18 protein-coding genes and 1 pseudogene are annotated in these 18,980 nt (G+C 43.6%); 18 read left to right on the top strand and 1 reads right to left on the bottom strand.

Annotated features, from left to right (window positions below; translation table 11 throughout):
* The 15 genes from LI015_RS17725 to LI015_RS17790 form a co-directional block, all read left to right on the top strand.
* Window positions 1-260 (top strand): hypothetical protein (locus tag LI015_RS17725; protein ID WP_227125876.1); only part of this gene is annotated, 260 nt, incomplete at its 5' end.
* Window positions 260-406: a hypothetical protein gene (locus LI015_RS17730; protein ID WP_227125880.1), complete on the top strand. Its 147-nt coding sequence runs from the start codon at window positions 260-262 to the stop codon at window positions 404-406. The genes LI015_RS17725 and LI015_RS17730, both read left to right, overlap by 1 nt.
* Window positions 407-425: 19 nt before the next feature.
* A complete protein-coding gene (locus LI015_RS17735) occupies window positions 426-677 on the top strand; it encodes a hypothetical protein (protein ID WP_027640423.1) in 252 nt (83 codons plus the stop codon).
* A 3-nt stretch (window positions 678-680) separates the two neighbouring features.
* The gene (locus tag LI015_RS17740) at window positions 681-935 is read left to right on the top strand and encodes a phage holin family protein (protein ID WP_021893251.1); all 255 of its coding nucleotides are present in this window, start codon (window positions 681-683) and stop codon (window positions 933-935) included.
* Between the two features lie 97 nt (window positions 936-1,032).
* A complete protein-coding gene (locus LI015_RS17745) occupies window positions 1,033-1,806 on the top strand; it encodes a C40 family peptidase (protein ID WP_227125882.1) in 774 nt (257 codons plus the stop codon).
* A gap of 247 nt (window positions 1,807-2,053) precedes the next feature.
* A complete protein-coding gene (locus tag LI015_RS17750) occupies window positions 2,054-2,449 on the top strand; it encodes a hypothetical protein (protein ID WP_002578544.1) in 396 nt (131 codons plus the stop codon).
* A 209-nt stretch (window positions 2,450-2,658) separates the two neighbouring features.
* Window positions 2,659-2,838, top strand: a complete 180-nt coding sequence (locus LI015_RS17755; RefSeq protein ID WP_002576608.1) for a hypothetical protein — start codon at window positions 2,659-2,661, stop codon at window positions 2,836-2,838.
* A gap of 689 nt (window positions 2,839-3,527) precedes the next feature.
* On the top strand, window positions 3,528-3,776 hold the full coding sequence (locus LI015_RS28815) for a zinc ribbon domain-containing protein (RefSeq protein ID WP_227125885.1): 249 nt from the start codon (window positions 3,528-3,530) through the stop codon (window positions 3,774-3,776).
* A 409-nt stretch (window positions 3,777-4,185) separates the two neighbouring features.
* Window positions 4,186-4,956 carry a recombinase family protein gene (locus tag LI015_RS17765; protein ID WP_227125887.1) on the top strand — a complete coding sequence of 257 codons (771 nt, stop codon included), beginning with the start codon at window positions 4,186-4,188 and terminating at the stop codon, window positions 4,954-4,956.
* Window positions 4,937-5,242: a hypothetical protein gene (locus LI015_RS28595; RefSeq protein WP_330628631.1), complete on the top strand. Its 306-nt coding sequence runs from the start codon at window positions 4,937-4,939 to the stop codon at window positions 5,240-5,242. Before LI015_RS17765 ends, LI015_RS28595 begins: the two co-directional genes overlap by 20 nt.
* Window positions 5,243-5,289: 47 nt before the next feature.
* A complete protein-coding gene (locus LI015_RS17770; RefSeq protein WP_330629888.1) occupies window positions 5,290-6,237 on the top strand; it encodes a recombinase family protein in 948 nt (315 codons plus the stop codon).
* A 299-nt stretch (window positions 6,238-6,536) separates the two neighbouring features.
* The gene (locus tag LI015_RS17775; RefSeq protein ID WP_227125889.1) at window positions 6,537-8,549 is read left to right on the top strand and encodes a type I restriction-modification system subunit M; all 2,013 of its coding nucleotides are present in this window, start codon (window positions 6,537-6,539) and stop codon (window positions 8,547-8,549) included.
* Window positions 8,542-9,972, top strand: coding sequence for a restriction endonuclease subunit S (locus tag LI015_RS17780; RefSeq protein WP_054354884.1), 1,431 nt, complete (start codon window positions 8,542-8,544; stop codon window positions 9,970-9,972). Before LI015_RS17775 ends, LI015_RS17780 begins: the two co-directional genes overlap by 8 nt.
* 2 nt (window positions 9,973-9,974) lie before the next feature.
* Window positions 9,975-12,947, top strand: coding sequence for a type I restriction endonuclease subunit R (locus tag LI015_RS17785; protein WP_227125891.1), 2,973 nt, complete (start codon window positions 9,975-9,977; stop codon window positions 12,945-12,947).
* 961 nt (window positions 12,948-13,908) lie between these two features.
* A complete protein-coding gene (locus LI015_RS17790; protein WP_227125893.1) occupies window positions 13,909-14,436 on the top strand; it encodes a type II toxin-antitoxin system death-on-curing family toxin in 528 nt (175 codons plus the stop codon).
* A gap of 115 nt (window positions 14,437-14,551) precedes the next feature.
* Here LI015_RS17790 and LI015_RS17795 read toward each other — a convergent pair.
* Window positions 14,552-15,443: pseudogene (locus LI015_RS17795) on the bottom strand (IS110 family transposase).
* Between the two features lie 557 nt (window positions 15,444-16,000).
* On the opposite strand from LI015_RS17795, the gene LI015_RS17800 reads away from it, so the two are divergent.
* The 3 genes from LI015_RS17800 (at window position 16,001) to LI015_RS17810 (ending at window position 18,847) form a co-directional block, all read left to right on the top strand.
* Window positions 16,001-16,720: a LytR/AlgR family response regulator transcription factor gene (locus LI015_RS17800; protein ID WP_002566803.1), complete on the top strand. Its 720-nt coding sequence runs from the start codon at window positions 16,001-16,003 to the stop codon at window positions 16,718-16,720.
* The gene (locus tag LI015_RS17805) at window positions 16,717-18,000 is read left to right on the top strand and encodes a sensor histidine kinase (RefSeq protein WP_002566802.1); all 1,284 of its coding nucleotides are present in this window, start codon (window positions 16,717-16,719) and stop codon (window positions 17,998-18,000) included. The genes LI015_RS17800 and LI015_RS17805 overlap by 4 nt, the downstream gene beginning before the upstream one ends.
* Before the next feature lie 274 nt (window positions 18,001-18,274).
* A complete protein-coding gene (locus tag LI015_RS17810; RefSeq protein WP_227125895.1) occupies window positions 18,275-18,847 on the top strand; it encodes an InlB B-repeat-containing protein in 573 nt (190 codons plus the stop codon).
* Window positions 18,848-18,980 lie beyond the last annotated feature (133 nt).

The raw sequence follows: 18,980 nt of genomic DNA on the forward strand, positions 1-18,980 counted from the left end.
TACAGAATGTGGTGGTAGGGCATTATGAAGAAACCAACCGGGTGGCGCGGTGCGTATATGGTGACGATGCCTTTGCGGTTGATTGCCTGCAATATCCCTGTGAGATAGGAGATAAGTACATAAACGGCGTATTTTACAAGGCCGATGGGACAACACCAATCAATAGACTACCGACTGACAAAGAAGAGATTCAGCAGTTAAAGGCAGATAATGCACAGTTAACAGTAGCAATGGCAGACATGATAGGAGGTGCAATGTAATGCTATCCAATATACAGCGCAACATCATTATCCGGGCCCTGCGGATTCGGAAAAGTCAAGGAGAGGAACCGGCAGACATCTTGGAAGGTTACAAGAACCTGACAGAAGAGGAAAAGGCAGAGCTGTTGGAAGCCTTAGAAGAATAGGAAAGGTGAGGTATATGATATGCAGATACCCACGGATATCATGGTGGCGCTCATCGGCCTGCTTGGGAGCGCTGCGGGAGCTTTTGTAGGTGTGGTAACATCTGCCAAGCTGACCAATTACCGGATTGAGCAGCTAGAAAAGAAGGTGGATAAGCACAACACTGTGATTGAACGCACATACAAGCTGGAGGAGACTCAGGCGGTCATACAGGAACAGATTAAGGTTGCCAACCATAGGATTGGCGACCTGGAAAAAGAAAGAGAGGAATAGAATATGGATTTATCATTTTTTAGCAATTATGCGGTGGCGGTCATTGTAGGCATTTGCTTGATTACAGGTTACATAGCAAAAAAGTGGGTGAAAGACCTGGACAACAAATACATCCCTACCATGGTGGCCATCTTGGGAGCGGCACTTAACATCTGGATTGCGGGAAGTGTAAGCCCGGATATCATTCTGGCCGGAGCCTTTAGCGGTCTTGCAAGTACAGGCCTGCATCAGGCGTTTAAACAGATGATAGAAGGTTAATTGGACGTTGCGATATCGCAACTTGTGACGTCACAACTTTTCATGGCTCAGGGATGCCCCCTGGGCCTTATTTTTTTTTTGAATGGAGGAAAACACTATGAGTAACACATCAGCAGGATTAATTCAGCATTGCCAGGACAAGCTGGGCACCCCTTACGTCTACGGCGCCAAGGGCGAGGTCCTTACCCAGGCCATACTGGACCGCCTCGCCCGAGAGAACCCAGGCACATACACATCCACCTACAAAGCTAAGGCAGCCAAGTACATAGGCCAGCGCTGCACGGACTGTTCCGGCCTCATCAGCTGGTACACTGGGCGCATCCGCGGCAGCTACAACTACCACGACACAGCCGTGGAGCGCGTGGGTATCGACCATCTGGACGAGTCCATGGTCGGTTGGGCGCTCTGGAAGCCGGGCCATATCGGGGTGTACATAGGTGATGGTTGGTGTATTGAGGCCAAGGGCATCAACTACGGGACTATCAAGTCCAGAGTAGCGGCCACGCCCTGGCAGAAGGTGCTTAAACTGAGGGATATTGATTATACCCCGGTCCCAGTGACATACACCCAGGGCTTTCAGCCGGCCGCAGACGGGCAGCGCTGGTGGTACCAGTTTGCAGACGGCAACTATGCGGCTAACGGCTGGTACTGGCTCCAGGAGATGGAGCGGAGGACATGGGGATGGTACTTATTTGACAGCGAGGGTTATATGCTGACCGGCTACCAGGTGGACCCCGCCGGCGAGGCATTTTTACTCTGCCCAGTAATAGGCAGTAATGAGGGCAAGTGCATGATTACGGATGCCAGGGGAGCGCTCCGGATTGCAGAAGAATACGACATGGTAAATCGTCGGTATGTGTTCGAGTGGTGACACTGATGCCAGATAAGGATGGGGATAACAGAGGAGATGGGTCTAGTCCATAGGACCAGACCCATCCATGTACAAAATATTCGGGGGCATAGATGGTGACATCTACGAAAATATTATATCGACTAAATATAGACAAAGTATGAATAGGAAAACTAAAAAGATAACTTAAAAAAATTTTTAAAATCTGCAACTTTTTTGAAATACAATACGTCTAATATTATGAAATTATAAAAAGGAGGATTTGATAATGAAGAAAAGAAATGTATTTGTAGCTACTTGTGTAACTTTGATGTTGGTTGCGGGATGTTCCGCGCAGAAAGGTGAAGTATCTTCCGCAGCGCCTACACAGATAGTTAGCACTTCGATAGCGGAAAGTACGCTTGATGTGTCTTCCACTAAAAGCGGTGAAAATAGAATGGCTGAAGAAGAATCCACTCTTACAGGTACTATCAGTGACATTAAGGATTTTATGTTTGTTATCACCGATGGGGATGGAGTGGATTATGTTCTTAGCTTTGAAGGAGAAAAACCAGAAGGATTATCTTCTGTCAAAGAAGGAGATACGGTTTCTGTTGTTTATACAGGAAAACTGGAAGAAACAGAAGCATTCACTGGAACTGTGATTTCTGTGACAAAAAAGTAGCAGGTTTAATTGTTAACTGGAAAAATTTTAAGGCGCCATAATGGCGTCTTTTGTTATTAGTAACGAAAAACACCTCAATGTTAATTGAAAATTGAACTGTTGTTCACAGCCACATGCTTACTGAATTTGTCACAAGTAAAAAATGTATGGAGAAAAATACCGAAAAAAGCGTTTATATATATATATAAACGGTGGGGAGGTATAAAGTTATGATTGAAGGAGCTTATGTACAATATCAGTCTGCCAAGGCGGCAGAGGACATGTTTTGTGAAATGAGATTGCTTATAAATGATATTATGATGAATCATATTCATTTCATCAGTGACGAGACAGCCGCTACTGTTTTGGATTTAGCCATCAGGATAGGGGAGGCGGAAGGCGGAGAGTGATGGAGGCAGATACCAAATGTTCGGGTGCGCATGTTCTGAAAAAGAGGAGAGGCTGACAGTTTTCTGCCGGCCTCGTTTATGAGAAAACATGTGCCGGTTGACAATGGGGTTAAAGAAAAGATAGACACATGATTCCAAACATGGAATATATCAAACAAATGTGAACAGATTATGAACAAGAAAAAATCATGATGCAGGCGGGTTCCGGAATACCGGGCCCGCCTCATTTGGTAGGCAGTGACTACGATTTGCCTACCTTGCACAAGTTTTTCTATAACACGCTTGGTTACGCTATAGTACTTCTGGTTTTTCTATTTCTTGAAAATCTCTTATTTTAAAAGATAATAAGTTACGCTATAATATTGTGTAGCACACATGGTTTTTTGACATCGACTTACGGTGCATGTCGAGTCGGTAATAATGATGCGGAATTGTGGTTTGAAAGGAAAATAGAGAAGTTAAACCACAAGATATAGTGGTTTTTGGCAAAAATCCAGGAAAAAATCGGGCAAAAAATGGCCGATTTTGACCCCGATTTTTTGGCCTTTTCATAGATGTGAGACGGGTAAAAGAGGATATGGGGTAAAATTTCAGATGACCATGAGCCGATCATTACCAGGGAGGTTGCTGCGGCTGTCCGTCAGATTTATGAGTATCGGAGGGAACGGCAGTGTGCAGAGGATACCAGCGTGTATCAGAACCGGTATGCATTCAGCAGCCGGATTCCCTGTGGGGAGTGTGGGACAAATTTTCGCGGGCAGAAAATCTACATCGGAAAACCATATGAAAAAATCCAGTGGTGTTGCTACCAGCATATTAAAGACAGTAAGAAATGCAGCCAGAAGGCAGTCCGTGAGGACGTCGTCCAGACTGCATTTCTTAGGCTCTGGAACCGGCTAGACAGCAATTATGAGGAAATCCTGATTCCCATGCTGTAGGCGCTGAAAGCAATCCAGGGCAACCCGGAGCAGGAACGGGAGATGCAGGAGATAGAACAGAATATCCAGGAACTAAAATGACAGGGATACAGGCTGGGTAGGATACTAACCGAAGACAGCATAAGCTCTGCCATTTTTATTGAGAGACAGAACCAGTTGAGGCACAGCTGGAAGCGCACCAGAGGCGGCTGCGGCAGCTGAAGGGACAGAAAGCCTTTGAATGGGAGATATCCCAGACCGAATATCTGATAGGCGTATTCCACCACCGTCCTGCCATCTTGGAAACGTATGACGAGGAACGGTTCCTACTGCTGGTGGAGCATATCACGTTGCTGCCTGGGCGCCGGCTGGTATTCCGGCTGAAAAATGGCCTGGAACTGGAAGAAAATGAACAGGAGGCGAGAAGAGTATGAAACAACGCCATATGCCGCTGGGGTATCGGATGGCAGGAGGAAAGATTCTCATAGTCCCGGAACAGGCGGAACTTGTGAAAGAAGTCTTTCAGGCATATTCGGAAGGGAACTCCCTGTACCAGCTTGCAAGGAGGCTCACGGATCATGGGGCGCTCAATGCAAACCATAAGCCGGTCTGGAACCATGGGACGGTTGGAAAAATCCTGGAGAACCGAAGGTATCTGGGAGACGAATTCTATCCAGCCCTTATGGAACCGGAACTGTTCTACAAGGTACAGGAGCGCAGAAAAGAAAAAAGTAAGGAGCTGGGACGCATCATGCAGCCCAACAGCTTTGGGAAACGCTCCATGTTCGCAGATCGTCTGGTCTGTGGAATCTGTGGTCAGCCCTACCGCAGGTATGTGGAACACTGCGGCCAGCCGGGAGAGAAAATCGTCTGGAAATGCAAGCACTACATAAATGGAAATAGGGTTTACTGCCGAAATGTGTTCCTGGTAGACAGCCAGATTATAAATGCATTTATGGAACTTTTAAGACTACTAAAGGTCGGTAGGTTCCGTCTGGAGCCAGAAACGGCCGAGCAGGGGCTGCCATACAGCCGGGAGGCGGCGGAACTGACCAGGAAGCTGCAGGCGCTGGAGGAAGAGCCGGGGTATCCGGCGAAGGAAATGGTGCAGGTTATTTATGAACGGGCCAGGTCCCAGTACAGAGTAGCCCGTATCCGGGACCGGGATTACCAGACGGATAATGCCCAATCTGGAGAATAGCCGGAGTGCGCGGACACAATACAAGAGACTGCAAGTAGCGGCCTACTGCCGGGTCAGCACTCAGCACAGCGGAGAACTGCTGATCACCATACTCAGCAGCCAGGCGCAGGAGGAAAGCCGCAACATCAGCGAGAACTGCCATTGGGGGATTGTAAGGCAGTTTGAAAACGGTGTAGTCAGGGTCAACTGCAAAAAATTCCTGGGCTACACAAGAGACGAAGACGGGAATCTTGTCATCGTTCCGGAAGAAGCGGAACTGGTGCGCCGGATCTTACGTCTTTTTTAGAGGGCAACAGCAGTTATAAAATCAAAGAAGTATTAGAAGCGGACGGCATCCGCACCGTCACCGGCAGCCCGAAATGGTCCGCCAGCGTCATTGACAGGATGCTCTCCAACGAGAAGTATATGGGGGACGCCCTGCTGCAGAAGACCTACACGGTGGATTTCCTCACGAAGAAAAAGGTGATCAATCGGGGAATCGTGCCACAGTATTACATTGAGGACGACCACGACGCCATCATCCCGAAAGAATTATTCTACCGGGTACAGGAGGAAAAGGCCCGCCGCGCCAGCATCTACCGGCCCGGCTCAAAGAAAAGGGCGGATCCGATAAAAGGGAAGTACAGTTCCAAGTTTGTGCTTTCTGACATCTGCATCTGCGGGAGATGTGGCCAGCCGTACCGCAGGCAGGTATGGTCAAAGTACGGCGTGAAAAAGCCTGTATGGCGCTGTGACAGCCGCTTAAAATATGGAACAAAGAAATGTAGCCATTCTCCCACCCTGGCCGAAACAACTCTTCACGAAGCCATTATGGAGGCTATCAACAGCGTGGTGGAGGATCAGGGGGAGTTTGTGGAAGCATTCCGGGAAAATGTGATCCGGATTATCGGCAGCTACTCCGCCGATAAAGAGCCGACAGAATATGACGGGCAGATCGACAGCCTCCAGAGGCAGATGATGACGCTGATCGAGGAGAGCACCAAGCTGGAAAACGCGGATGAGGAATTCGACAGGCAGTACCGGGAAATCGCAGACCAGATCAAGGAATTGAAAAAGAAGAAAGCAAAGCGGATACGGGAAATCCATCTGGCGGAGTCCTACGAACAGCGGGCGCAGGCTGTGGACGGCTATATAAAGAAAACCAGCTACTTAAAGCGAGAATTTGATGATGACCTTGTCAGGAGGCTGATCCAGAGCATCAAGGTCATCAATGAGAATAAAATAGAAATCCAATTTAAGTCGGGCATTGTGATGAAACAGGATATCCTGTGCGATGACTAAGGCGTCAGCGGAAGCTGAAAAGAGAGTGGCTTCCGCTGGCGGGTACATATCACTGGTAAGAATAAAATCCTCAGACGGTGGGCTGAGGACTTTATTGTTAGCAGTGGCTAAAACAGACAACATATTGCTCGGTAGTTGGCTAAAAGACAAAAATGTGGTAAAATACAAACAAAGCAAACATATGAGGCAATGGGTTTAATCAATATTATTAAAAACTATAAGTATGCTATAATCTTAATGTTAAAGATTGAAATATGATTTCATATGATAAAATATGCTGTGAAGGGACAATAACCACAATGGATAATCAGCTTCATAATTCGATAGTAAATTTAATATGGGGAATTGCGGACGATTGTCTGCGCGATGTATACGTGCGCGGAAAATATCGTGACGTCATTTTACCAATGACAGTGATACGCCGACTGGATGCTCTGCTGGAGGACTCAAAGGAAAACGTCCTTAAAATGAAGGAAAAAATGGACGAGGCCAAGATTAACAATCAGTGGCCGGCACTTTGCAATGCTGCGGGACAAGCGTTCTGCAATGCGTCGCCTTTCCTGCTTCGTGATCTTACGAGTCGTTCCAAAAAGCAAACACTGAAGAAAGACTTTGAGGAATATCTGAACGGCTTTTCTCCAAATGTTCAGGAAATCCTTGACAAGTTTAAGTTTCGTAATCAAATTGCTACTATGGTAGATGCGGATATCCTTGGCGCGGTTATAGAGAAATTTGTATCGCCAGATATCAATTTAAGCCCCAATCCCGTTTACAAGGATGATGAGAAAACCATCCTTCGCCATCCAGGACTGGATAACCACGGAATGGGTACGATATTCGAGGAACTTATCCGCAAATTCAATGAAGAAAATAATGAAGAAGCTGGAGAGCACTGGACACCAAGAGATGTGGTAGAACTCATGGCAGACCTCATTTTTGTTCCTGTGGCTGACCAGATCAAGGATGCCACCTACTCCTGCTATGATGGAGCTTGCGGCACGGGTGGTATGCTTACGGTAGCACAGGAAAGACTTCTCACACTCGCCGCAAAGCGCGGAAAGAAGGTCTCCATTCACCTATTCGGTCAGGAAATCAATCCAGAGACTTATGCTATAGCAAAAGCGGATATGCTACTAAAGGGGGATGGGGATCAGGCGGAGCATATCGGATTTGGTTCTACGCTCTCCTCCGATCAAAATCCGTCCCGTCAATTTGATTTCATGCTGTCTAATCCGCCTTATGGTAAGAGTTGGAAAACAGATGCGGAAAAAATGGGTGGAAAAAAGGAAATCCTCGACACTCGATTTAATACATATCTTGAGGGTGGAGAGGAGATGGCAATGATTCCTCGTACCAGTGATGGTCAACTTCTGTTCCTGTTGAACAATGTATCCAAGATGAAGAAAGACACTGCTCTTGGCAGTCGTATTGTTGAGGTGCATAACGGTTCCTCTCTTTTTACTGGGGACGCAGGATCGGGAGAAAGTAATACCCGTAGGTTTTTGATAGAAAATGACATGGTAGAAGCTATCATTTCATTACCAGATAATATGTTTTATAATACTGGAATTGGAACTTTTATTTGGATACTGTCAAATAAAAAAGAAGAACAGAGACGGGGGAAAATCCAACTAATAGATGCATCAAGAATGAAAAATCCTCTCCGCAAAAACATGGGGAAAAAAAATTGTGAATTTACTTCTGAAATACGTAAGGAAATATTGCGAATATATCTGGAAATGGAAGAAAGCGAGGTCAGCCGAATTTTTACCAATGAAGAATTTGGTTATTGGTCTATTACAATCGAGAGACCTCTTCGTCTCCGAATATATCCAGACCGGGAAATTCCTGTGGGTATTTTAAAAAATGCAGATGAAATGAAAGCTGTCAGAAAAGCGATCGCATCTGTTCCAATTGGCACACCTTTAGATGATTGGACAGCATTCGCTAAAGAGACAAAGTTAAAAGTCGCTATCCTTAAAAAAGTACGTCCGTTTATCACAGAAAAAGACCCAGCAGCACAGCCAATTGATGGTGAACCAGATGCTGATTTGAGGGATACAGAAATCATTCCACTTTTGTATGAAGGAGGTATTAGCTCTTTTATGCAGAATGAGGTTCTGACCTATGCTCCTGATGCATGGATTGATGAGAAAAAAACATCTATTGGTTATGAGATTAGCTTTAATAAGTATTTTTATAAACCAGTCAAGTTAAGGGAAATGCATGAAATTTTAGATACGTTGCATAATCTTGAAAAAGAAGCTAATGGAATGCTTTCAGAGATATTAGGGGGGATTGTATATGTATGATGATTATCCTTCCTATTCTACCATAAAACAAAAATGGGTAGATACTATACCATCACATTGGAATGTAAAACGTTTAAAGGCTATTTTTGCGATGCGCAAAGAGCGAAACAATCCTGTCATAACAGACAACATTCTATCTTTGACCGCAAAACAAGGAGTCATTCCTTATGCAAAAAAAGAGGGAACTGGAGGAAATAAACCCAAAAGTGATTTAACCCAATATAATATAGCACATAAAAATGATCTTCTTGTAAACTGTATGAATGTTGTATCAGGGGCTGCTGGTGTTTCTCGATATTTCGGAGCAATTAGTCCGGTTTATTATGCTCTTTATCCTCATGATGACAATAACGTATGGTATTACCATTATATTTTTCGGTTGATGACGTTCCAAAGAAGCTTAATTGGACTTGGAAAAGGTATTCTTATGCATGAAAGTGAATCTGGTACACTAACTTCTGTGAGAATGCGAATATCAATGGATTACTTAGGAAATGTCCTATTGCCAATACCTCCGCGTTCCGAACAAGATCAAATAGTTAAATTTTTGAATTGGAAAATATCGAGAATTAACAAGTTGATTTCTATAAAGCAAATGCAAATAAAAGAACTTGAGGAACAGGAAAAGAAAATTATTAGTGAGACTGTATTACATGGTTTGCATAATTCAGCACTAAAGGACAGTGGAAACAGATGGATTGGAGATATCCCTTCGGATTGGAGCCTTATAAAACTTGGAAGATTCTGCTCATTTCAAAATGGAATCAGCGAATCCGGTGTTTTCTTTACTTCTGGTACACCTTTTGTTAGTTATGGAGATGTCTACCGCCACTTGGAATTGCCAGAAACAGTGAGCGGTGTTGCCCGCTCCAACGAACAGCAGCAAAAGACGTTTTCTGTTCGTAAAGGAGATATCTTTTTTACCCGGACATCAGAAAATATAGAGGAAGTTGGCATGGCGACTGTCTGTAAGCACACAATAGAAAAAGCAGTGTTTTCTGGATTTGTTATCAGATGCAGACCATATCGTACTTTGGTTGATATTGATTATATGAAATATTACCTCAAAATTCCAGCCATCAGAAATCACTTTTCTTCAATGATGAACATTGTTATCCGTGCATCGTTGGGGCAGAATCTATTAAAACAGATGCCAGTAGTTATACCACCAATGAATGAACAGAAGGAAATTGCCGCATATTTGGATATTCAGCATGAGAAATATGCCAAGATTATAGAAACCATTAAGAAAGAGAGAGAAGTACTTGATGAGTTTAAGACCCGCCTCATTTCCGATGTAGTTACAGGTAAAATTGATGTTCGTGGCATTGAGGTACCTGACTTTGAATATGTGGTGGATGAAACGGGCACTATTTCTGAAGAGGATGTAGGTATCGATGAAACTGGTGAACAGGAGGAGTAATTATGGCTTTTGCAAATACCAGAGAAGAAGGACTTGAATCCCTCATAGTGAAATGGTTTGTTGAGCAGAATGGCTACGAGCAAGGCTCGAATGAAGATTATAATAAAGAATATGCGATAGATGAGGTTCGCCTTTTCCGCTTTCTACAGAACACGCAGACAGAGGAAATCGAGAAACTCGGTGTGTGCTACTCCGATGCCAAGAAGCGCCAGTTTTTAAACCGCTTACAAGGCGAGCTTGCCAAGCGCGGTATAATCGATGTTCTGAGAAACGGAGTCAAGGTTTATCCTGCAGATCTCATCATGTTCTACCTCACGCCAACTGAGAAAAATCAAAAGCAGAAGGAAATGTATGAGAAAAACATTTTCAGTGTGACCCGTCAGCTCCGTTATTCACAGGATTCAACAAAGCTCACACTTGATCTCTGCCTGTTCATTAACGGTCTTCCAGTTGTTACGATGGAACTGAAAAATCAGTTGACAAAACAGAATACAGAAAATGCTGTGCAGCAGTATATGGACGATAGAGATCCTCGTGATCTTATCTTTTCTTTCAAAAGGTGTATGGTGCATTTTGCCGTGGATGATGCCACAATTAAATTTTGCACAAAGCTTGCCAAGCAGGACAGCTGGTTCTTACCTTTTAATAAAGGTTATATGGATGGTGCAGGTAACCCGCCAAACCCGGATGGTCTAATGACAGACTATTTATGGAAGGATATTTTGACTAAACAAAAACTTTCCAAAATTATAGAGAACTATGCGCAAGTTATTGAAGAAACGGACGAGGATACCAAGAAGAAAACTATTAAGCAGGTATTCCCACGTTATCATCAGTTGGATGCCGTTGAGAAACTTCTCGCTGATGTGAAAGAAAACGGTATCGGCAAGCGATATCTGATTCAGCACAGTGCAGGCAGCGGCAAGTCCAATTCAATTGCATGGCTTGCTCATCAGTTGATTGGCTTGGAAAAGGCCGGCCATCCCTTGATTGACTCCGTGCTTGTGGTTACGGATCGTCGTATACTGGATAAACAGATTCGTAATACTATCAAACAATTTATGCAGGTCAAGAATACTGTCATATGGGCAGAACATTCCAGTGATCTGCGGAAAGCAATTCAAGACGGCAAGCGAATCATCATTACCACGGTGGAGAAATTCCCATACATTGTGACGGAAATCGGTCAAAATCATAAAAATAATCGTTTTGCCGTTATCATAGATGAAGCACACTCTGGTCAGAGCGGACGTAACTCCGCACAAATGAATCTGGCTCTTTCTGGTTTTGCTTCTGAGGAAGAAATGGACAATGAGGACAAGATTAACGCTATGATGGAAGGCAGAAAACTCCTAACTACAGCCAGCTACTTTGCTTTCACTGCCACGCCAAAGAACAAGACACTGGAGATGTTCGGCAAGAAAATGTATGATGAATTCGGAAAGCCTATTTTAAATGAGGATGGCACACAAAAAGCGAAGCCATACCATGTCTATACGATGAAACAGGCCATACAGGAAGGTTTCATTCTCGATGTGCTGAAGAATTATACTGCCATTGACAGCTTCTACCGTATCATGAAAACGGTGGATGATGACCCTATGTTTGATAAAAAACGTGCCCAGAAGAAGCTTCGCTCTTTTGTGGAAAGCGACTCCTACACCATAGCAAAGAAAGCGGCTATGATGGTTGAACATTTTCATGAACAGGTAATTGCCAAAAAGAAGATAAACGGCAAGGCTCGTGCGATGGTTGTAACAGCAAGCATCCCTCGTTGTGTTGAATACTACTATGCCATTAACAAGTGTCTCGCAGAGCGGCACAGCCCATATAAAAGTATTGTGGCATTTTCTGGTGAACATAAATATAATGGTCAGGAACCAGCATTAACTTCCGCAGCAATGAATGGCTTTTCGGATTCTAAGATACCGAAAGAATTAAAAAAAGACCCATACCGTATTTTAATTGTTGCAGATATGTTTCAGACTGGATTTGATGAGCCGTTGCTCCATACCATGTATGTGGACAAGTCTCTTTACGATATAGGTGCCGTTCAGACGCTTTCGAGACTGAATCGTGCCTGTCCAGGTAAGGAGGATACGTTTGTGCTTGATTTTGCAAATAAGACGGAGGTCATTGAGAAAGCATTCTCTACATTTTACCGGACAACCATCTTGTCAGGAGAAACCGATCCAAACAAGCTATACGATCTGATTGCGGATATGGAGGCGTATCAGATATATACAATTGAAGACATTGAACGCGTGGTTGACTTGTTTTTAAATGGAGTTAACCGTGACCGTATCGATTCTATCCTTGATGCTTGTACAGCTGTATATAAGCAACTTGAGACGAATGACCAGATTAAATTCAAGAGTTCTGCAAAATCTTTTGTCAGAACGTATGGTTTCCTTGGATCGATACTTCCTTATGGAAATATGGAATGGGAGAAGCTATCCATCTTTTTGAATTTACTTATTCGGAAATTGCCGTCTCCGCGCGATAATGATATGTCAGATGGAATTCTGGAAGTTATTGATCTGAAGAGCTATCGAAATGAAGCACGTGAGATGATATCCATTAAATTAGAGGACGCAGATGCGGAGGTGGCTCCAGTTCCAGCAGGTAAGACAGGACATATTGTCGAGCCTGAAATGGATATACTATCCAGAATTGTTGCCGATTTCAATGATATGTTTGGCAACATCAACTGGAAAGACTCAGAGAATGTGCAGCGACAAATTGTCGCTATTCCAGAGATGGTATCTAAGGATGAAACCTACCAGAACGCTATGCGAAACTCAGATGAACAAAGTGCAAGGCTGGAAAGTGAACGTGCCCTGCAGCATGTCATTTTCTCTATTATGGCAGACAACATGGAGCTGTTCAAACAGTTTCAGGATAACCCATCTTTCAAGAAGTGGTTATCTGACTTGGTATTTAACCTTACCTATAATCCAGAGGATAAGTTATGAGAGGCCATAGATAGAAAAAATACAAGGTTTTGTTCTCATAAGTCGTGAATGCTGTTAAGAATAAAGCTCTTGAGTTAACCAGGCTCAAGGGCTTTATTGTTGGCAGTAATTACTACCAGCAAACAATTCTCTTTCTGGCGATGCGAAGCATCCCCAAATCTAAAAATCTATGGTATAATCTAAAAACAGGATGTGGGCGTAGAGTTAACTGAAAAATAGGGCTTGACGTCTCTTTTGGCAAGAGGTATAGGGCTTCCGCCAAAGCGAAACTGCGCCTTCCGGGTATCCGAATCACCACCTCTACCCATGTGGAAGATTGTTGCCAATTGTCGAAAATATGAAATAGGCTAATCAGTAGAAATGACAATTACAAAAAATAGTAAATGAAAACGTTTTCCAAACATAGGGAGCAGGCATTGTTTTTTAGTTATAATTTATAAAATGATTAATGACGTTTTCTGATAAAAAAGACTATAAAATGTGATAGAATAAGTATAACGTAAAGCTAATAGATTAAAGCTTCCAAAAGTGATAGAAACTATGATTTATTTGGAGGCTGCGAATAGTTTTAATCAAGAAAATGAAAAAGAGGATAGACAAAGATGGATGTGGAGAGCTTACAATAATTCGAATAATTCTACAGCGATACAGAATATGATAAAGGATTGTATGGAAACAGAAGATATATTTGATATTGATTCAAACATGTTTTAGACATGCAAAATAATTAAGACAGGGTTGTTTAATGCATTAAGAAGGAAATTGTTTTATTTACAGATGGCAATGTTGCGTTAGAAGTACCCATAACGCCGAAACAGGATACCGTTTGGTTAAACCGTAATCAGATGGCCGAATTATTTGAGCGTGATGTAAAAACGATTGGAAAACATGTTAACAATGCGCTGAAAGAGGAGTTGCAGGATCAGACCGCAACTATCATTTAAAAGAGGTGATGCGGATTATGAAACGGACAGAAGAACAGTTGGATGCAAAACAGATTTTATCAGTGATTGAAAAATATAACTTAGCTCTGGACTTGTTGGATGCATATGACCATCAAAATATGAAGCGGCCAGAAGGTGGGAATACTATTTATATACTCTCTTACGAAGAGTGTCGGAAAGTAATTGACAGTATGAGCTATGGAGAGTACAGTAATGTTTTCGGTAATGAGAAGGATGATTCTTTTAAGGGAAGTATTGGAGCAATTTACCAGACCTTTGCAGGCCAGGAAGTTTATCCGTCTTTGGAAGAAAAAGCAGCAAATTTGTTATACTTTATTACAAAGAATCATTCTTTTTCGGATGGGAATAAAAGGATTGCTGCTGCTATTTTCTTATATTTTATGGATAGAAATCAGGCGCTGTTTCTGGATGATGAAAAGATAATTTCTGATCATACTTTGGTAGCTTTGACAATTATGATTGCGGAATCAAGGCCAGAGGAAAAAGAAATGATGATTAGTGTAATCATGAATTGTCTAAAGTGATTAAAAAGTGGGAGTGTCCGCATAAAATTTGATATATTAGGGCATAACCTTTAAGCCGCCAGAACCGCCGGCTTTGAAAAAATGGGGTGGGTGGGGTTGTGTATAGAAACAGATGTTACTCTGCCTGCTCCAAGTTTCGCAGGCACTCTTTGACCTTGCCATAATAAATGCGGAGGAACTTATTCGCTGCGGCGGTCATGTAAGCATAGTAAGGCTTTCCTTGTACCCGCTTTTTATCAAGAAAACGATATACCGAATCGTCCTCAGGGGCATTCTGGAGCAGCGTTGCCATGATCTGAAATAAGGTCTTGCGAAGCCTGGCAGAGCCAACTTTTGAAGCCCTGTTGCTCTTGGACTTGTGCTGGCCGGGCTCATCCACACCGGGGTCAACGCATGCAAAGGCGGTTAGTGCTTCCCTGTGGGTAAATCTGGAGACGTTCCACATGCCAGAAAGAATAGGCATAGTCAACCCATTTTTCGCTTCCGTCCTCACGTGGCGGACTGTTAAAGAGTTTATTGACACCGGGATAAGTATTATCCAGCAGTGCTATCAGGTTTGCTTTTGCGGCAACCGTTTGCTTCATAAAGAAGCTGAATTGAGAGTTTAAAGTTTTTAACTGAGTACGTGTATTGTCCATACCTGAATATTGGTGCAATTCTGCCCAGTTGTCAAGAGTATAGCGTGCAATCTTGCTGGCGTCTGCCGGGTCAGATTTGACCTTTTGCAAGGAGTTGTTGCCGAAGTTTTTGCTCAGGTGGGGATTCATAACGGAAACGAATAATCTGGCTTCGTACAGAGCCTTAAGCATGGGTTCATGGCATCTGACCGTACATTCCATAACGATTTTGGTTGAGCCCTCTAAAGAACCAAGGTAATCTGCAAGTTCAATGAGGTTCTGGGATGTATGGGAAACATTGAAAGGTTTGCGGATTATAGTGCCGCCAGGCTGCAGGATAGCGATGGTGCTCTTGTTTTTTGAAATATCAATTCCTACTGCGTTGTACATTCTACATACCTCCAAAGGTGAATTTGCATGGATTCCAGCATTTCTCATTGCCGATTCAATCTCCTGGGGTATCAAACGAACGTGGTGTGATAGTTCAACCTGCATAAGGGGTGGGGGTACTTTCCCTCCAGTGATTCAGCTTTGGAAGCTCCGGTGACCACACAAGCGCTTTTGGCAACAATTTTGATGGATACATAGTGATAAGAGGCAACCAGGAATATGCGCGTTCCTTTGGAGTATAACTGACGGATGAAACGCAGCAGCAGCTGGTGCGAGACTACCAGAGGATGGAAGCCGCCGGCATGGAGGCGGAGCTGGAACATACCTGGTTTTTGGTAAATTAATCTGGTCCCCGTATTTACTGATTACGGTTTTGATTGGTATTTTATGTATGCCGTTTACGGTAAAAAAATGGTGAAGGATGAAGGTATGACAATGGTATGACAGGAAAAGAAACCTGTGATAAGATAGTTGCGGAAGATAAGTTGTAACAGTTCAGACGGCATTTTCCTGCCGTCTGAATGGCTGCAATAAAATACGAAACATGGAGAAAAAGTATGTTGAATATTTTAATATGCGATGATGAGAAACCATTTTTAGACAGGCTGGCTAATAAAATTACCGTTTATTTAGAAAACAGAGAGATACCGTTTCAGATGGCTGCATTCTGTTCAGGGGAAGAGCTTCTTAAGCACAATGAAGATAGATTGTTTGATATTGCATTTCTGGATATCAGCATGAATGCGGTCAGTGGAATGGATGCAGCAGAGTATCTTAGAGACAGGAATCGGAAAATTTGCATTGTTTTTGTGACGGGTTATATGGACTATGTGCTGGAGGGCTACAAAGTCGGAGCGTTTCGCTATCTGGTGAAGGATTCCCTGGAGATTAGCTTTGAGGAATGTATGGAAGCGGTGCTGAAGAAATTTCATATAGATACGGATGAAATCTGTCTGGAATTTACTGATAGAAAGCTGTATCTGAAAGCAGATGAAATCTGTCTCGTGGAGAGCAGGGGGCATAAGCTTTTGTTTCTGGCAGTGGACGGCAAACATGTCATCGGAACCATGAACCGGAAGCTGACGGACGTGGAGGGCCTGCTTGGCGGACATGGGTTTCTGCGGGTTCATCAGAGTTATATGGTTAACATGAAATATATTGTAAACATCGCAAGCTACCGCCTGGAACTGGAGCCGGATATTATTCTGCACGTCCCTAGAAACAGGTATCCGTATGTAAAACGGGAGTATGCCATTTACAAAGGAGACAGCCTATGATTGCCTATATTTTGACGCATCTGTGGGTGTTTATGGAAATGCTTTTCCTGGATATTCTGGCCGATGCCTTTTTGATAAAAAAGAAATCGGGAAGCAGATCAAAACGTGTTTTTGGTCTGCTCTTTTTGACCATGGTTATGTCAGTCAGTGTGACGCTGTTTGAGGATATTGTGGCACTTAAGCTGTTTTTTGACTTTTTGCTTGTTTATGCCTATCTTTTATATTTTTATCAAACTACATTAGGGGAGGCGCTCTCCGTATATGTAATTAATTATTCGGTGATTATCTGTATTGATTTTATTGGTGTGTCCGGATATTACTATATTTTTGGAACTTCGGAAAATATGCCAATGTTTTACCTCATGTGCCTGATGGTAAAAAGTACGGAGCTTGGGAGCGGCTTTTTGATCCGATGGTTTTGGAAAAAAGGCGGGAATGCAGCCATACGTTCAGAGGGAATACGGGCATTGTTTCCGTCATTCGTAATCATTGCGGGGGCAGGAATCTTTGCATCACAGTTTCTGATGCGGACGCAGACTGTGCCTGTGGAGGTGACGGTTCTTATGGCTGGCATGATAGGACTCAATATTTTTCTGGTTTTTAATATGCTGTTGGCGGCAAGAGTGGAACTGGAGAAAAACAGTTTGAAGGACGCGGCCCGTCAAACAAAGATGGAACTTCTAATTTACCAAAATAAACAGGAGCTGTATACAAAACAGGGAAAACGCCTTCATGAGTATAAGAACCAGCTTTTGACAATCAGCGATATGCTGGAGCAGGGGCTGGTATCCCAGACGCTTCAATACACCCAGGGCCTGACTGGAGAGATTGGGAAAGCGCTGGAACGCATTTACACCAATCATCCGGTTGTTGATGCAATTTTGAATATGAAAAGGCAGGAAGCATTAAACAGAGGTGTAAACGTAAACCTCATGTGCGGGGATCTCCGGGATATGATATTAAAAGAAGATGAGATTATTATATTGCTGGGAAACCTGCTGGATAATGCCATAGAAGCGGCTGAAAAATGCGAGTCTGAAGGAATGGTCCTGGTCCGGATTGTCCGGGAAAAACGGCAGCTTGTGATAACCGTGAAAAACTCTTATGCCGGGCAGCTGCACCTGGAAGACAGCAGATTGATGACTTCAAAGCTGGATGAAGAAAACCATGGTTATGGGCTGGCGGCTATTCAGGATATTGCCGGGCGGTATGATGGGACCTTTGTAGTAAAGGCGGAGGGGGATTATGTGAAAGCGACTGTCTTGATACCGGATATGTGAAGACGGAAATGAATGAGCTTTTTTTGCGTTCCATAGTATGATTTTGCAGGAGTTGTTCTGTGTATTTATTTAATAAGGTATGATAGGAATAGTCAGCTGGAGGATTGGCTGACTCATAAATACACAAAGGGGAGAAACAACATGCAAAGGGATAAGAAACGATGCAGAAGACTATGTTCCATCGCGCTGACGGTGGTATCGAAGCCAGAGCGGAGGACAATAAGGTGTTTGTGACTGGGGAGGCATACTCGAATATCAAACTTGACTTTGTGATATGTCCATATCCGGCGGAACTGTCACCGGAGGAGACGGCGAGGGCAGCCGCATCATTTATAATGATAACGGCAGTCTGCCAATCCCGATTCGTAGTGGAAATTATCAGTTTGACGGCTGGTTTAAAGCGAAAGCAGGAGGCACAAAGGTAACTGTGGATACGGTACTCACAAAGGACAGTACCATTTATGCTCATTGGACGAATACAGATGGTTCTGGCAGTATGGGTGGATCTGGTGGAAGCACAGGAGGTCCGGCTGCCGCGGTCGGAGGACTGAAAGAAAGCCTGCCGAAAAATCATACAGGTGAGACGGAAATCATAAATAACGTCAAAGTCCCCAGCTATGTGGAAGAAGTAATCTGGAAAGCAATGGAGGACGGCAGATGGAGACTCGGCTGGGTTGTGATTGATGGAAAATACTATTATTTCCATGAAAAACCGAATGGAACGAGAGGAAGAATGCACCCGAATACCTTTACTCCGGACGGATACCATGTGGACGAACATGGAGTGTGGGCGCCAGCCTCAAACGTTCCAGAACTGTTACCGCCGCGTGCCGAACTACTGGATTGACGTGGAGTATTTCGACCCGCAGAACGGGCAGACAAAGCGGCGCGCGTAAGCTGAACAAATACACGATTTACTACTATGTGGATACTTCCGCTTTGTAGAAATCGGCGTTCCCCGCTTCCTTTGGGATTTACAA

It is taken from the genome of Enterocloster sp. 210928-DFI.2.20 (assembly GCF_020554465.1).
GTDB classification, from domain to species: domain Bacteria; phylum Bacillota; class Clostridia; order Lachnospirales; family Lachnospiraceae; genus Enterocloster; species Enterocloster bolteae.

Coding starts and splice junctions, on each gene's coding strand:
- LI015_RS17730 (WP_227125880.1), top strand. CDS start 260: ATGCTATCCAATATACAGCGCAACATCATTATCCGGGCCCTGCGGATT.
- LI015_RS17785 (WP_227125891.1), top strand. CDS start 9,975: ATGGCTTTTGCAAATACCAGAGAAGAAGGACTTGAATCCCTCATAGTG.
- LI015_RS17745 (WP_227125882.1), top strand. CDS start 1,033: ATGAGTAACACATCAGCAGGATTAATTCAGCATTGCCAGGACAAGCTG.
- LI015_RS17765 (WP_227125887.1), top strand. CDS start 4,186: ATGAAACAACGCCATATGCCGCTGGGGTATCGGATGGCAGGAGGAAAG.
- LI015_RS17735 (WP_027640423.1), top strand. CDS start 426: ATGCAGATACCCACGGATATCATGGTGGCGCTCATCGGCCTGCTTGGG.
- LI015_RS17800 (WP_002566803.1), top strand. CDS start 16,001: ATGTTGAATATTTTAATATGCGATGATGAGAAACCATTTTTAGACAGG.
- LI015_RS17755 (WP_002576608.1), top strand. CDS start 2,659: ATGATTGAAGGAGCTTATGTACAATATCAGTCTGCCAAGGCGGCAGAG.
- LI015_RS28595 (WP_330628631.1), top strand. CDS start 4,937: ATGCCCAATCTGGAGAATAGCCGGAGTGCGCGGACACAATACAAGAGA.
- LI015_RS17790 (WP_227125893.1), top strand. CDS start 13,909: ATGAAACGGACAGAAGAACAGTTGGATGCAAAACAGATTTTATCAGTG.
- LI015_RS17775 (WP_227125889.1), top strand. CDS start 6,537: ATGGATAATCAGCTTCATAATTCGATAGTAAATTTAATATGGGGAATT.
- LI015_RS17780 (WP_054354884.1), top strand. CDS start 8,542: ATGTATGATGATTATCCTTCCTATTCTACCATAAAACAAAAATGGGTA.
- LI015_RS17740 (WP_021893251.1), top strand. CDS start 681: ATGGATTTATCATTTTTTAGCAATTATGCGGTGGCGGTCATTGTAGGC.
- LI015_RS17810 (WP_227125895.1), top strand. CDS start 18,275: ATGTCCATATCCGGCGGAACTGTCACCGGAGGAGACGGCGAGGGCAGC.
- LI015_RS17805 (WP_002566802.1), top strand. CDS start 16,717: ATGATTGCCTATATTTTGACGCATCTGTGGGTGTTTATGGAAATGCTT.
- LI015_RS17750 (WP_002578544.1), top strand. CDS start 2,054: ATGAAGAAAAGAAATGTATTTGTAGCTACTTGTGTAACTTTGATGTTG.